Here is a 14,533-nt window from a genome sequence, read left to right on the forward strand (position 1 = left end):
AAAGAAGGCAGCCACTCTGGTTTGCCTTCTTTTTTTAAGCTGTTTTTTTACTCTTTACCTTAGCTATTATGACTACAAGTAAAAGGGGCAAGAACCCAAAGAAAAATGTCACAGAGGTCTGCAAGAAGGATCCTGATTCACCTAGTTCAATTTCATTTTTGTACATCGTAAGAGAGAGTAAGAGTACAACGGCTGAGATAATATAGATAAAATGCGAAGCTTTTACTTTAAACAGCGTGGAGAGAGCTTGATCAAGTATAAACAGCAATAAAGAGATCTTCATGTATGTTCCTAGAATTAGTGCGATGCCAAAGATCGCTTCTATACGTTCAATAATCTCTCCAATGCTGATCAGTTGAGCCAGAACATGAAGCGGGAATTTCTTTAGAAATACTAAAGGTCCAAGCCCCATTAATGAACAGAGAATGGTTAAAGTGAGCACGATCCCATTGATGAGCAAACCTAAATAAAGCCATTTATTTATGGACTGCCCGGGCTTTTGCTTTACCAAGTATATAATCATGGCAAAGAATAGTATATCCATGTAAGGAAATCCAAAACCGACATAAACACCATGTAAGATCGGCTTAAAGCCTTGGGGAGCTAAAGGAAGCAGATTGGTAATCTCATACGTGTTGTAGGGCAGGATTAACATGATGATAAAGATGAATAACAGAATGTACATCAATAGGTGAAACATGCGACCCATTACTTCTATTCCAGCTTTTGCGGTTAGACTGGAAGTGATTAAGATGAGCAGATGAAAGATGAAGAGCGGCGTTTCTCTCATCATCGAGGTCGTAAAATATTGTCCCATTCCATATACAATGTTTGCTGTGATATACAACATGACTAAGAACAGCGGGATGATAATTAGATAGGTCATCACGTTTCCGAGTGTTAGGCGAACTTGGTTCACATAACATTGATCAGGATATTCGTTGTGAAGAGTTAATACGAGATATAAGATGACAAAACCAACTAAGTTAGCCAGGAGCATGGCTATCCAGGCACTGTTTTGAGCAGCAGCCAACATAGGGCCTTGGATATTAATAAGTGCTGAACCCGTCATATACACTTGAAATAACACTGCCATCTGCCAATAACTAATTTTTCCTGTGTGCATAAAGGTACTCCTTATTATTTTAATTGCAGCCATGAGGTGATTGCTTCAGCAATAGGACCGACGATTATCTGAAATCCTTCATCTAAGTTAGGAAGGTTCCGCCCGGACAGATAAGCGTAGAGCATATATCCTGCGGGAATAGAAATCATTAAATAGATTTTTTTTGACTTATTATCTTGTTTTAACGTTTGGTAGTCGAAGTACAATAATACGACTAAGCTTCCTATAATGAGTTTTTCAATCATAGTGATTCCTCATCATCCTATTATTTTTTGTGAAAAGGTTTGCTTATATCAGTGCCTGTGTTTAGGATGTTAACTTCCGATTTAACATGAAAGACGGCATCTTTGTAATAAGGTATCTTTTCATTTTTTATTTTCTGCCATTCTTTCGGATTACTGCGATAGATATGGTTTCCTAATCCGATAATATCAAGATTCTTTTTTTGAGATTCTTTTAATAATGCCATCAGGTTACTGTTCACTTGTTTTTCTAACTTTGTATGAAGAACTTCTAGTTGTTGTTTTGTTTCGATGTTTGAACATTCCAATTCCCCTATGCTAGCTTGAAGCTTTGGTTTAAGGGAGTAATGTATGACATCTTCTTTGATCTCAAAAGATGTATTTGTATGAGATTCTGTGATCTCAAATGATTCTTGCAGTTTAATTCCTTTACAAGGAATACCAATGATTCCATATTGAAAATCATTAAGTGCAAGCATGAGTGACTTTGTTTCTTTATTTGTAATAATCGTCTTCAGCTTTCCACCTTGAAAGATAGAAAGTCCATCTACAAAGATACTGTTCTCTTTTTCTTTTTCCTTTCTAAGATATGGAGCATACACCGTATCCACCTCGCTATGAAGCTGTTTTCCAATTGTAAATAAATTAGCCGGATAGGTTTTTGCACTAAACTTACTACCGGTTTTAGTGACTTCGTTTAATTGTTCACTCACCGTATTTTCAACATGAGGTTTTTCTTTTAAATAGTCAGCCGCAACTCCTTCAGTTACTGCAACACCTGTTAAGAGTCTCGGTTCATGATCACGGTAAAAGAAATCTAAAACAGAACCGAGGTAATATTTTTTGGCGACTTTCTCACTAATCACAATAAAACGAACATGTCCCCAGTTTGCTTTTCTTCCCAAATGGATGGTCACATCTCTTATAGCCTCGAAAACTGACTTTGCATCTGTTTCAAGATTAAAGTATGATTCACCGCCACCTCCAACTGAAGCAATCTTAGGAGCTGGCTTATAAAATTGAGTGGTCAGTTTAATTCTGCCATCCTTTTTTTGGTCAATGGCAAGTGATTGCACGAAAACATATTCAGTAAGCTCGGAATGATCCCAGCATCCTGATAAAAAAAGGAGGGAGGAGGCAACGATGTATTTAATTAACTTTTGCATATAAATCCCATCCTTCTATAAGATAATCGCTCTAAACACCTTTTCCCGAACTTCGGTGCTTTAATAATTTTTTCAATGACAAACGAAAGAATCCGTCTTTAAGTAGTGACGTGCTGTTAAGAGTGAACGTACCAAGATAAGGTTCCTTCAGAACGTGTAATTTAGATAGATGCAGGAAGATAAGAATAAATCCAAGGAACAGACCGAAGCCTCCCATAATAGCCGCTAGAAACATTAATGGTATTCGCAACAAACGTGCAGCAAAGCCAAAATCATAATAAGGGATAGAAAAGGACGCGATTCCCGTCAATCCAATAACAACGATCATGATCGGAGAGGCGAGTCCAGCGTTAATGGAAGCTTCTCCGATAATTAAAGCGCCAACGATACTTACGGTTGATCCAATAGGTTTAGGTAGCCGGACTCCTGCTTCTTGTAAGAGTTCGAAAAAAAACAGCATGATTAAAGCTTCTATGATTGCAGGAAAGGGTATCCCTTCTCGTGTATCTAAAAGAGCAATCAACAGAACGGTCGGTATGAGTTCAGAATGAAAAGTAGTCAACGCGATATAAATGCTAGGTAGAGCCAAGCTCAAAATAAAGCCAACAAATCGTACCATCCTGATGATGGACGAAAAAACAGATCGTTGATAATAATCTGAAGCGGATTGAAAAAATTCATTAAACAATCCAGGACAGATAACGATAGTTCCTGTTCCTTCCATTAAGATGATGATCTTGCCTTCTAACAAAGAAGCTGAGGCAACATCTGGTCTTTCGGTAAATCGATATTGAGGGAAGGGTGTAACGGACGATTCCTCAATTAATTCAGCGATATAGGTTGTTTCTAGAATTTCTTCGTTTTTAATTTTGTTGATTCTTGATTCAAACTCTTCAAGCATTTCCTTTTTCACAGTTCCATCTAAATAGCCATAAACAAATTTAGTGTTAGACTTGCTATCTGTTTGTTTAAAAATAAATTTAAGATCGGGTGTTTTTAACCTTGAACGAATCAAGCCAAGGTTCTTTTGCAGATTTTCGATCGTACCTTCTCGAGGGCCAACAACGACTACCTCGTTTTGTGGTTCTGCCACACTTCTCTTCTCTACAGAAGAAGCATCAAAGCTCAGAGCTAAATCCCATTTGTCAAAAAGCAAAACAATATGACCATTTACGATGTTGGCATTTAATTCATTGTAGTTTTTTAGTAGCATAACGGGCCTTGATGAGACGCCCTTGTTCTCAAAAAAGACCTTTATCTGTTGAACCGAAACAGCAAGTGAGAGGGCTGCCTCAAAATCGGGCATATCCTTAAGTACCTGGTGAAGCAGGTTGGACTTTTCTTCTTGGACGAGAGAATCACAATGAACAACAAGAGCTTCTTGTTTATAATCTGACCCAAATTGAAAGTGCCTGATCTTGATGTCATCACAGTTTTTATAGAGATTACGCATATATTCATCATTTGCTTGAAGATCTTGGTTAATAGGAACTTCAACTTTTGTTGTATCCATGATTGTTAACACCTGCCTTATCCTATAATGTTTGATGAAGGATAAGAATCTATACATTATTTACCATGAAAGTCATGAAGGGTGGATGGAAGCTGTAGATTTCCGTTTCAGGTGCTTCGCTTTCCGCGGGGCGTTCGGTGAGCCCCTTGCCGTTCTGCGCCATAAGGGGTCTCACCTGACCACTCGTCCCGCAGGAGTCTCACACCTTCCACTCCAATCTACTTGGCAATGAAGTCAAAAAAGAAAATAAAAATAAGGAAACATTTTAGGGGTTCCATCTTAAGGTGAGATAGATTATAAAAACAAAGCAAAAAAAGCTACCGCATAATAAGGTAGCTTTCACAAATTGAATGAGAGAATTACGATTAAATTTTTTCCTGTGTTCCCACTTTAGCATCGGGATCAATCTCTAAACTTGTTTTATATTCAATCCTTTTTATATCACAGCCGGGTCCTATTTCTATCGTGTTTCCTCGAACTACTTCGGCATGCGTGTGTTCAAGGTATAAGTTGTCTCCTTCGATCACCTCTGCCGTTAGTTGGTCATTGTGGTTGCTCATAAAAAACTTGATTAGTTTCTTAAAACCAGATGCATCGCGAGTCTTTTTAACCGTGATGTTCTCGCCACCTATTTCTTTTGCTTCACAATGACGAAGAAGTTCCACGTCGATCGTGCCTGCATTTAGGAGACCATCAATTTTAAAATTGCCGCGAGCTTCAAAAGATTCAGTCTCACAATCTCCTTTTATTTTCACTTGCCCTTTTACATCTATTTCGTCACTACAAACATTTCCATCTATAGAGGCAGATCCACGTACGATAAGCTCTTTACCTTTAACATTTCCTTTAATCGTAGAAGAGCCTTGAACCTTTAATTCATCACATAGAAGATTACCGTCGATATCGGTACTGCCGTTAATCGTCATTTCCTTCACTTCTACATCGCCCTCGAAATGTGTGGATCCATTGATCTTGGCGGTATCTGTTGTTATGTTTCCTTCGAGATGGGCGCTTCCGTTGCATTTGAACTGTTCACAAATAAGATCACCGTGTATATGTGCAGATCCGTTAACCTTTACTTGATCATACTCGCCACCAGATGAAGTCCCTGATCCAGAAATGCTAATGCTTTTTAACTGAGTTCGTTCCATTGCTATTCCTCCTTCAAGTATTAAGAAAGTTTTAGTTTTAGTTCTTCAATGCACTGACTTAATTTGTAGTGAGCGATTTTTTTAGCTTGAGACTCTAAGAAAAGATTGGCTGGTTCAGGTGTAAGAATAAAAAAGGAGACGCCCATCTTTCTTATAAAGATCAATTCACTATCAGTACTCTTAACGGTCTGTTCCTGATCGTGAAAGAGCTTTAGCAAGTCTATGCCTTCTGCTAGATTTACATCGCCCGTTTGCAGCAATGAATTTAATACATATAGCGTTAACAACTGATTAAAAGAGAATGATTGGCTTGGGCCATGAAAATTGTTGAACATGTCTACTGTTGTTTGTGAAACGATGTTACGTTTTGTGAGTTCTTCAGCCGATAATGAAGTAAGTGTTGGGGAAGGGGAGAACATATCAGCTAGTTCATCGAGTGATAAATCATCTTTTAAGGTTTTTATCTTTTGGATGCGCAGCAAAATATCATCTTTAGGAAAGAACGTTTCTTGTCCAGTAAAGGTAGATTTTCGAATGAACCAGTTTTCTGGAATCAAATTCTTTCTTTTCCATCTGTAAAGTTGGCCGTATGAGATATTCGCTTCTTCTAATAGATCTTTTTTTGAGATTAGTTTTTCCATGATTAACCTCCTTGTTTTTTAATGTAACATAACACTGTTACACTAGGCAATAATTTTTAAAATGATACAAAGGAAAGTGCAAGAAGACTTTTGAATAATAATAGGTAGAAGGTGGAGGGGTTAATGGAGAATTGGTTTAGTGCAGGAACTTCTGGTTTTAGGATGTTTCAGTGGGAGCATGTTTCATTATTAGTTTTTATTTTCTTTGTGAGTATAGGCATGTATGGTTACCGTATTCGGATTAGGAAGATGCACGTATGGAAGAAGATCTTGATCACAGGACTTATCGTCTCTGAGAGTACGTATCATATATGGGCCGTTTATAATGATTTATGGGATGTTCATTTTTTCTTGCCTCTGCAGTTATGCAGTTTCAATATTCTGCTATGCATATTGTTGATCATTACAGATAATCGGAGACTGTTTGCTTTTGTTTATCTTTTTGGATTAACAGGTGCTGTACAAGGAATATTGACACCAGAGCTGTTTCAGGAACCTTGGCATTTTCGTTTCATTCAATACTTTCTGGCGCATGCATTTATTGTTTGGACAGCTCTTTACTATGCGATTATAAAGTCTTATATCATTAGCTGGCAGCTTCTTTTTCAATCCTTTTTATGGCTGAACGTGTATGCGGTACTTGTATACGTTGTAGATGTAGCGATTGGTGCGAATTATATGTTTTTGCTAGAGAAACCATCCAGTGCTTCGCTTATGGATTTCTTAGGACCTTATCCGTGGTATATCCTATCATTAGAACTAGTCGCTTTCTGTTTATGTCTGCTTGTTTTTATTCCGGTCAAAGAAAAACGAATCCACTCCAAAAAGGGCTATCCGCCGTTTAAGGCATAGGTCCTTTTTTTGTACCTTTTGTGACAAAGCCATGCAAAAGAAGAATATAATGGAATTTATTGTATAATGGAAATGAGGAGGGATTTTATGATTGAAACCATGAATAGGCCGATCAGGTGGATACCTTATCTATTTCTTAGTTTATTGGTCATTGGAAGCAATGTCATTCTTTATCAGACAACTTATTTTCAACCCGTACCTACTTCTGTGCTCATTGGCTCCATGTTTGATTTTCTTCTTGTAATTCCTCTACTTACCTATTACTTTATTATTCGTAAAAGATACTCATGGAAGCTGACACTGCTTGTCGCATTAGTGAGTTATGCTATCGCTTCATTTATCATTCCAGATGATCTGCTGAAATCTGTATCAATTATCCCGAAAGCTCTTCTTCTTTTAGAAGCGGGTTTTATCTCCATTGAGCTTTATCTATTGTTTATCGTGTGCAGAAAGTTTCCTAAAGTAAAGAAAACGTACAGTGAATTAGCTGTTGAACAACCTTTTTTATTGAAAATCAAACAAGCTGTTAACGTTCATTTTGCACAAAGTCGTTTAATCGATTCTCTTGTCAGTGAAGTAACGATGTTCTATTATGCTTTCTTTTCCTGGCGAAAAGCACCTATGATGACTGAACAAACATTTACTTACCATAAGAATACGAGTTATGTAGCTCTCCAACTCATGCTGATTCACGCGCTGATCATCGAATCAGTCGGCCTTCATTATTTCTTCAGCCAGTGGAACCATACAGTCTCTCTGATTTTACTATTTTTAAACATCTATTCTATTCTTTTTCTCTTCGGCCAGATGCAAGCCGTTAAAAAAGTCCCTTTGATTGTTACGGAGCAATCGTTGCTATTGAATATAGGATTTATTAAAAGCCTTGATCTGCCGTTTAAATACATCCAAGAATGGAGAACGTATGAAGGACCAGATGAGTTGAGTTCAGCTGAAATGAAGTATACGTTTGAAGCGCGAGTGAGTGATTTTATTCCGGAAAAGCCGAATATTGAGTTGTTGCTGAAAAAACCTGTAAGGTCAGATATCATATATGGATTTAAAAAGAGCGTGACAAGGGTAGTTATTAAAGTAGATAATCCAGCTGAATTAATGAGGCATATTGAGAAAAGAATGGCTGATCAAGAATGTAACTTAGAAGATTAACAGTCTTTTTTTATCAAATGTTCAATTTCACCTTGTTAAATGGAAATGCTATTGTTAAGATTTCAGAAGGTTACAGAAAAATCCTTTCGACAGGTGAAAATATATGTTTAAAAATACAGCAACTTCACAACACAAAAAAACATTCCTAACCTCTGTTCAACTTATTGTGATCTTCTATTTATTGTCCGTACTAGTAGCGACTATTCTGTTAAGCTTACCAGTCGGGCATAACGAGGGAGTAGAGTTGAAATTTATCGATGCTCTGTTTACAGCGGTGAGTGCAGTTAGTGTAACAGGTCTAACTTCTGTTAATATTTCAGAAACGTTTAATCACGTTGGCGTCGTCCTTCTTGCCATCATCGTGCAGATTGGTGGAATCGGCGTTATGACGCTCGGTACAGCTATTTGGCTTTTAATCGGTAAGCGTATTGGGATGAGAGAACGCCAATTGATTATGACAGATCAAAATCAATCTACACTTGCTGGACTGGTCCAGCTGATGAAACAGATTTTAACGTTAATTATTGGAATCGAAGTAGTGGGAACCATTTTGTTCTTTTTCTTATTTCAGTCTTATTACGATACACAGATGGAAGTATTGTACCATGCTTTTTTCGCGGCAGTTACAGCCACGACAAATGCTGGCTTTGATATTACGGGAAGCTCCTTAATCCCTTTTCGTCATGATTATCTCGTTCAAATTGTCACGATGTTATTAATTACATCAGGAGCGATTGGGTTTCCTGTTTTAGTTGAGATTAATAACTTTATTAAAGAGCGCAAATATCTAGAGCGCTATACGTTCACTCTTTTTACAAAGGTTACAACAACTACATTTGCTATTTTAGTTATAACAGGTGCGATTGGTTTTTATCTACTTGAGATGAACGCTTTCTTTGAAGGAAAGAACTGGCATGAGACGTTTTTCTATTCGATGTTTCAGTCCGTAACCACTCGAAGTGGCGGTTTATCAACAATGGATATCTCACAACTAACAGTACCGACCATGCTTTTCTTATCGATCATGATGTTTATTGGTGCTTCACCTAGCTCTGTCGGTGGAGGGATAAGAACAACAACGTTTGCCGTAGCTCTATTAGCGATTCTCTTTTATGCAAAAGGAAGAAACACGATTAAGATCTTCAAGCGAGAGATCTATCCAGAAGACATTCAAAAATCATTTATCGTTATTATTGTAGCGATGGCGCTCTGTACATCATCCACAATCATCCTAGCGATTACCGACCCTATGCCGATTGAATACTTATTCTTCGAAGTTTGTTCAGCGTTCGGAACAACAGGGCTTTCGACGGGCATAACGAGTGAGTTGAGTTCCATAGGGAAATTGATACTAATGCTTTTGATGTTCATCGGTAGGATTGGTGTCTTATCCTTCTTATTCATCATTCGAGGGAAAGTAGTAACAGAGCATATTCATTATCCGAAAGAAAAATTAATAATTGGTCAATAAAAGTGATCACGTTTGAATTCAGTTCGATGTTTACTTATAATGAACATAAGTAAATAAGTCCTTCGGGGTCGGGTGAAATTCCCAACCGGCGGTGATGAGGCCGAGAGCCTCTTAGTCCGTGACCCGGTTTTGCTTTTAGCAGAAACGGTGGATTCGGTGCAATTCCGAAGCCGACAGTATAGTCTGGATGGGAGAAGGAACGTGAACACTTTTAGAATACCTGTGTTTAAAATAGGTATAACTAAAGGTTTATTTCGTTATATTCTTAACATTTAAAACCCCGGAAGCTTTGTTTCCGGGGTTATTTGTATTAAGAAAAAAGGACTCCTGCTTATGTATATTTACGATGATACGAACGTCATACGAGAGGAGGGAAAGCTTCTTGTTTACAGGCATTATCGAAGAAAAAGGTACAATAAAATCCATTTCCAAAGGGAATGAAACGATCGTACTTACCGTTACAGCAAAAGAAGTACTGAAAGATGTAAACCTTGGAGATAGTATAGCGGTAAACGGTGTTTGTTTAACGGTAACTTCTTTCAGTAATAGGGAGTTCACCGTAGATGTTATGCCTGAAACGTTTCGGTCTTCCACATTGAGACTGTTAAATAACCGTGATTTCGTTAATCTTGAACGAGCGATGGCTGCCGGTGGCCGGTTCGGTGGACATTTTGTTTCCGGGCATGTGGATGGGACAGGAACAATTATTGAAAAGCGTCCAGAAAGAAATGCCATCTATTATACGATAGCGTTGCCAGACCATCTCATGCGCTATTTTATGTTGAAAGGCTCTGTGTGTGTAGATGGGACAAGTCTCACTATATTTGAAGTAACCGAAAGTACGATTACCGTTTCACTAATTCCTCATACAGCAGAACATACGATTTTAGGATCGAAAGGAACGGGTGACATCGTGAACATCGAATGCGACATGCTCGCCAAATATGTACACAATATGTTGTCGCCGAAAGAAGAAACTACACAAAAGTCGAAGTTGTCTCTTGATTTCTTACAAGAGCACGGATTTTAGGAGGAGAGTTCATGTTTCACTCCATAGAAGAAGCAGTTGCAGATCTTAAAGAAGGAAAGATTGTGATCGTAGTCGATGATGAAGATCGTGAAAACGAGGGTGATTTTGTAGCACTCGCAGAAGGGATCACTCCTGAAACGATCAACTTTATGGTGACACATGGCAGAGGGTTAGTCTGTACACCGATCTCTGAAGAAATTGCAAGAAAGCTTGACCTTTCACCGATGGTAACTACCAACACGGATTCACATGGGACAGCTTTTACGATAAGTGTTGATCATATTTCCACAACAACAGGGATTTCGGCTCAAGAAAGAGCGGCAACAGTACGTGAGCTAGTAAATATAGAATCCTTGCCTACAGATTTTAAGCGCCCTGGTCATATTTTTCCGTTGATCGGAAAAAACGGAGGTGTGTTGCGAAGAGCAGGACATACAGAAGCTGCCATCGATCTTGCCCAAATGGCAGGAAGCAAATCTGCAGGGGTTATCTGTGAAATCATGAAAGAAGATGGAACGATGGCTCGTGTTCCTGAACTTGTTGAGCTTGCGAAACAGCACAATATGAAGCTGATCACGATCAAAGACCTCATTACGTACCGAAACAAAACAGAGCAAATGGTTAAGCGTGAAGTAGAGATTAATCTGCCTACAGAGTTCGGTGATTTTAAAGCGATCGGTTTTTCAAATGTATTGGATGAGAAAGAACACGTGGCACTTGTAAAAGGTGATATTGCAAGCGGGGAGCCTGTTTTAGTCCGTGTTCATTCCGAATGTTTAACAGGCGATGTGTTCGGCTCTGCTCGCTGCGATTGTGGCTTACAGCTTCACGCGGCACTTTCCCAGATTGAAAAAGAAGGTCGTGGCGTTCTGCTGTACATGAGACAAGAAGGGCGAGGAATCGGACTCATCAATAAGATGAAAGCTTACAAACTTCAAGAAGAAGGTCTAGATACGGTTGAGGCCAATGAGCAGCTTGGGTTCGCACCCGATCTGCGTGACTATGGCATCGGTGCTCAGATTTTAAAGGACCTTGGCATCAGTAAGATGAAACTGTTGACGAACAATCCAAGAAAGATTGCTGGATTAAAAGGTTATGACTTAGAAGTGACAGACCGTCTGGCGCTTCAGATGCCTCATAACAAGAACAACGAAGATTATTTGAAAACAAAAAAGAGCAAATTGGGGCATATGCTTCATTTCTAAAATCAGGAGGAATAGTCATGGCAAAATTATTTGAAGGACATTTAGTTGGTACAGGATTAAAAGTAGGTATCGTAGCAGGACGTTTTAATGATTTTATTTCTGATAAATTGGTGTCTGGTGCACAGGACGCTTTCAAGAGACACGGTATTTCTGAAGACGACGTAGACATCGCTTGGGTTCCTGGAGCGTTTGAAATTCCGTTGATCGCGAAAAAGATGGCAGATAGCGGTAATTATGATGCAGTAATAACGCTAGGAGCTGTAATTCGCGGATCAACGCCTCACTTTGATTACGTATGTAATGAAGCAGCAAAAGGAGTCGCTCAAGCATCTATGACGAGCGGTGTTCCTGTAATCTTTGGCGTGTTAACCGTTGATTCGATCGAACAAGCGATCGAACGCGCTGGAACGAAAGCAGGCAACAAGGGCTGGGAAGCAGCTGTGTCTGCGATTGAAATGGCCAACTTAACGCGTCAATTAGGATAAGTTGTATGTGTGTGAAAGCCCGTCACTTTTAGTGGCGGGTTTTTTTGGAGTTTGTCGAAGGGTGTCGATTCGAGGGTAACTTATGGATTGAGAGTAAAATCTCGTGGATTGAGTGCGCAAATTTGTGGATTGAAGGTAAAAACTCGTGGATTAAATGCTACAACTTCTGGAATGAGGGCTAAAACATCAAGTCTAACACCCTTCTAAAGCACAAATTAACAGCAATTTAAATAATTTTAAGCATATCTAAAAGCAATTGACATAGTTATTAGAATAGTGATAATATTATCAAAGTTACAAACTACAAAATTATGGAAAGGATGGTTGTGTCATGGTGAAAGAAATGATTGTTACTCAAATTGCGGTCACAGTTGTAATCAACGAAGACTCTACAATTTCATACCATGGCCTGCCGGAAGAGATGTATTAGAATTATTATTCTACATACCTGCCTTTTCTATATACAAGTTTGTACGCAGGTCACCCCAGTCGTGACGTGTGTTTTTTTATGATTTCAAAGCATACCGAGTTCGAATGGTATGCTTTTTTATTTTTGTTTGCATAGAAGAGAACCCTCTTCTTGATGCAATAGATCCACTAATTATGAGGAGGAAAACAAATGAAGAGTAAATTGTTGAATGTGTGGCTAGAACGCAAGGATCATACACTTTTTGGGTAGCTTCGTTAAACAACTGTTTAAAAGAATGGTAGATCGAGAGGAGAGACATTATGTTTTCAGTTTTAGGAAAATTAGCTTGGTTCTTTAAGAAACATTGGATACGATACACAATTGCAGTAGTGTTGCTGACTGGCGTTGGGATCATCGAGATCATCCCACCGAAACTCATCGGTAACATTATTGACTCCATTCATATGGGCACGATCACAAAAGAAGACATGATGCGGACTCTTGGAATCTTTGTAGCTGTTCTCGTTTCTATGTACATTACGATGTACATCTGGATGTATCAGCTTTTTGGAGGCGCTTTTATCATCGAACGCTCGATGCGTTCAAGTTTTATGCGTCACCTATTAAAGATGACGCCTACGTTTTTTGAGAAAAATAGAACAGGAGATCTGATGGCACGTGCGACAAATGACTTAAAAGCCATCTCGATGACTGCAGGATTTGGAATCTTAACTCTTGTAGATTCTAGTTTGTTCATGCTGACGATCCTGTTCGTGATGGGATTCATGATTAGTTGGAAATTAACGTTTGCAGCACTCATTCCACTACCGATTATCGCTTTTATTATTAAAAAATACGGGAAAAAAGTACATCAGCGTTTTACCGTTGCACAAGACGCTTTTGGAGAAATGAACGATTCTGTTCTAGAAAGCATTCAAGGAGTACGTGTTATTCGTGCTTATGTTCAAGAAGAAGAGGATGTAGAGCGCTTCAATAAAGTTACGGAGGATGTATTCGAAAAGAACTTAGCTGTATCAAGAATCGATGCCTTATTCGAACCGACGATCAAGGTTTTAGTGGGAATCAGTTATTTGATCGGTTTAGGTTACGGAGCATACATGGTCTTTCATAAGACGATCACACTTGGAGAGCTTGTTACGTTCAACGTTTACTTAGGTATGCTGATCTGGCCGATGATCGCGATCGGTGAGCTTATTAATATTATGGAACGTGGAAGTGCATCACTTGATCGTGTGAATGAGACGCTTAGCTACGAGCCGGATGTTAAGGATAGAGAAGACCTTATTTCATTAGAAGATCCAGGGACGATTGCATTTGAAGATGTGACATTCCGTTATCCTTCTTCTGAGACAGATAACTTAAAGAACATCAACGTTAAAGTGGAAAAAGGTGCGACCCTTGGTATTGTTGGCCGAACAGGCAGCGGGAAAACAACACTTCTTAAACAGCTTTTAAGAGAATATCCAGCTGGAAAAGGGAATATTTCGTTCTCAGGTGTGGGTATTGAGGATATCGCTCTTGAAGATCTGCAAGGATGGATTGGATACGTACCGCAGGATGCTATTCTTTTCTCCAAAACAGTAGAGGAAAATATCCTGTTCGGAAATAGCACAGCGGGTGTAGATAAATTGAATCATGTTATGGAGATGGCATCATTCAGAAAAGATGTTCAGTTCCTTCCTGAAGGATTGAATACGCTTGTTGGTGAAAAAGGTGTCGCGTTATCAGGAGGACAGAAACAGCGTGTGTCTATTGCACGAGCATTGTGTGTAGATCCGGAGATTTTAATTCTAGACGATGCTCTTTCAGCTGTTGATGCGAAGACGGAGACAGCGATCATCGGTAATATCCGAAAAGAACGCGCTGGAAAAACAACTTTTATTACAACTCACCGACTGTCGGCAGTTGAACATGCAGATTGGATTATCGTAATTGATGACGGGGCCATCGTGGATGAGGGCAGACATGAGGATTTAATAGCAAGAGACGGATGGTATAAAGAACAGCACGAACGTCAACAGATCGAACAAAACTTAAACGATAATAAGGCGGTGTAG

13 protein-coding genes and 1 riboswitch are annotated in these 14,533 nt (G+C 39.0%); of the genes, 7 read left to right on the forward strand and 6 right to left on the reverse strand.

Annotated features, from left to right (window positions below):
- Positions 1-34: 34 nt before the first annotated feature.
- From H9648_RS15505 to H9648_RS15530, 6 genes are all read right to left on the reverse strand, one after another.
- Complete coding sequence (locus tag H9648_RS15505; protein WP_191754705.1) at positions 35-1,126, reverse strand: GerAB/ArcD/ProY family transporter; 1,092 nt, start codon at positions 1,124-1,126, stop codon at positions 35-37.
- A 14-nt stretch (positions 1,127-1,140) separates the two neighbouring features.
- Positions 1,141-1,371, reverse strand: coding sequence for a hypothetical protein (locus H9648_RS15510; RefSeq protein WP_191754706.1), 231 nt, complete (start codon positions 1,369-1,371; stop codon positions 1,141-1,143).
- A gap of 20 nt (positions 1,372-1,391) precedes the next feature.
- Positions 1,392-2,534 (reverse strand): Ger(x)C family spore germination protein, encoded by a 1,143-nt coding sequence (locus H9648_RS15515; RefSeq protein ID WP_191754707.1) that lies wholly within the window; start codon positions 2,532-2,534, stop codon positions 1,392-1,394.
- A 31-nt stretch (positions 2,535-2,565) separates the two neighbouring features.
- Entirely contained in the window at positions 2,566-4,047 is a 1,482-nt protein-coding gene (locus H9648_RS15520) for a spore germination protein (protein ID WP_191754708.1), read from the reverse strand.
- A 365-nt stretch (positions 4,048-4,412) separates the two neighbouring features.
- Positions 4,413-5,198 (reverse strand): polymer-forming cytoskeletal protein, encoded by a 786-nt coding sequence (locus H9648_RS15525; protein WP_191754709.1) that lies wholly within the window; start codon positions 5,196-5,198, stop codon positions 4,413-4,415.
- A 20-nt stretch (positions 5,199-5,218) separates the two neighbouring features.
- The gene (locus H9648_RS15530) at positions 5,219-5,839 is read right to left on the reverse strand and encodes a YhbD family protein (RefSeq protein ID WP_225218927.1); all 621 of its coding nucleotides are present in this window, start codon (positions 5,837-5,839) and stop codon (positions 5,219-5,221) included.
- 123 nt (positions 5,840-5,962) lie between these two features.
- Between H9648_RS15530 and H9648_RS15535 the strand changes: the two genes are divergently transcribed.
- The 7 genes from H9648_RS15535 (at position 5,963) to H9648_RS15565 (ending at position 14,533) form a co-directional block, all read left to right on the forward strand.
- Positions 5,963-6,691 (forward strand): YwaF family protein, encoded by a 729-nt coding sequence (locus H9648_RS15535; protein ID WP_191754711.1) that lies wholly within the window; start codon positions 5,963-5,965, stop codon positions 6,689-6,691.
- Between the two features lie 87 nt (positions 6,692-6,778).
- The gene (locus H9648_RS15540) at positions 6,779-7,855 is read left to right on the forward strand and encodes a hypothetical protein (protein ID WP_191754713.1); all 1,077 of its coding nucleotides are present in this window, start codon (positions 6,779-6,781) and stop codon (positions 7,853-7,855) included.
- Positions 7,856-7,958: 103 nt separating this feature from the next.
- Positions 7,959-9,326: a TrkH family potassium uptake protein gene (locus H9648_RS15545; RefSeq protein ID WP_191754715.1), complete on the forward strand. Its 1,368-nt coding sequence runs from the start codon at positions 7,959-7,961 to the stop codon at positions 9,324-9,326.
- Between the two features lie 54 nt (positions 9,327-9,380).
- Positions 9,381-9,529: riboswitch (FMN riboswitch) on the forward strand.
- 179 nt (positions 9,530-9,708) lie between these two features.
- Positions 9,709-10,356: a riboflavin synthase gene (gene ribE / locus H9648_RS15550; RefSeq protein ID WP_191754717.1), complete on the forward strand. Its 648-nt coding sequence runs from the start codon at positions 9,709-9,711 to the stop codon at positions 10,354-10,356.
- Positions 10,357-10,367: 11 nt separating this feature from the next.
- A complete protein-coding gene (locus H9648_RS15555) occupies positions 10,368-11,561 on the forward strand; it encodes a bifunctional 3,4-dihydroxy-2-butanone-4-phosphate synthase/GTP cyclohydrolase II (protein WP_191754718.1) in 1,194 nt (397 codons plus the stop codon).
- 17 nt (positions 11,562-11,578) lie between these two features.
- Positions 11,579-12,046, forward strand: a complete 468-nt coding sequence (gene ribH / locus H9648_RS15560; protein WP_066239884.1) for a 6,7-dimethyl-8-ribityllumazine synthase — start codon at positions 11,579-11,581, stop codon at positions 12,044-12,046.
- 729 nt (positions 12,047-12,775) lie between these two features.
- Positions 12,776-14,533: an ABC transporter ATP-binding protein gene (locus H9648_RS15565; protein ID WP_191754720.1), complete on the forward strand. Its 1,758-nt coding sequence runs from the start codon at positions 12,776-12,778 to the stop codon at positions 14,531-14,533.

This window comes from Fictibacillus norfolkensis, from assembly GCF_014836645.1.
Classification (GTDB): domain Bacteria; phylum Bacillota; class Bacilli; order Bacillales; family Fictibacillaceae; genus Fictibacillus; species Fictibacillus norfolkensis.

Coding starts and splice junctions, on each gene's coding strand:
- H9648_RS15505 (WP_191754705.1), bottom strand. CDS start 1,126: ATGCACACAGGAAAAATTAGTTATTGGCAGATGGCAGTGTTATTTCAA.
- H9648_RS15510 (WP_191754706.1), bottom strand. CDS start 1,371: ATGATTGAAAAACTCATTATAGGAAGCTTAGTCGTATTATTGTACTTC.
- H9648_RS15515 (WP_191754707.1), bottom strand. CDS start 2,534: ATGCAAAAGTTAATTAAATACATCGTTGCCTCCTCCCTCCTTTTTTTA.
- H9648_RS15520 (WP_191754708.1), bottom strand. CDS start 4,047: ATGGATACAACAAAAGTTGAAGTTCCTATTAACCAAGATCTTCAAGCA.
- H9648_RS15525 (WP_191754709.1), bottom strand. CDS start 5,198: ATGGAACGAACTCAGTTAAAAAGCATTAGCATTTCTGGATCAGGGACT.
- H9648_RS15530 (WP_225218927.1), bottom strand. CDS start 5,839: ATGGAAAAACTAATCTCAAAAAAAGATCTATTAGAAGAAGCGAATATC.
- H9648_RS15535 (WP_191754711.1), top strand. CDS start 5,963: ATGGAGAATTGGTTTAGTGCAGGAACTTCTGGTTTTAGGATGTTTCAG.
- H9648_RS15540 (WP_191754713.1), top strand. CDS start 6,779: ATGATTGAAACCATGAATAGGCCGATCAGGTGGATACCTTATCTATTT.
- H9648_RS15545 (WP_191754715.1), top strand. CDS start 7,959: ATGTTTAAAAATACAGCAACTTCACAACACAAAAAAACATTCCTAACC.
- H9648_RS15555 (WP_191754718.1), top strand. CDS start 10,368: ATGTTTCACTCCATAGAAGAAGCAGTTGCAGATCTTAAAGAAGGAAAG.
- ribH (WP_066239884.1), top strand. CDS start 11,579: ATGGCAAAATTATTTGAAGGACATTTAGTTGGTACAGGATTAAAAGTA.
- H9648_RS15565 (WP_191754720.1), top strand. CDS start 12,776: ATGTTTTCAGTTTTAGGAAAATTAGCTTGGTTCTTTAAGAAACATTGG.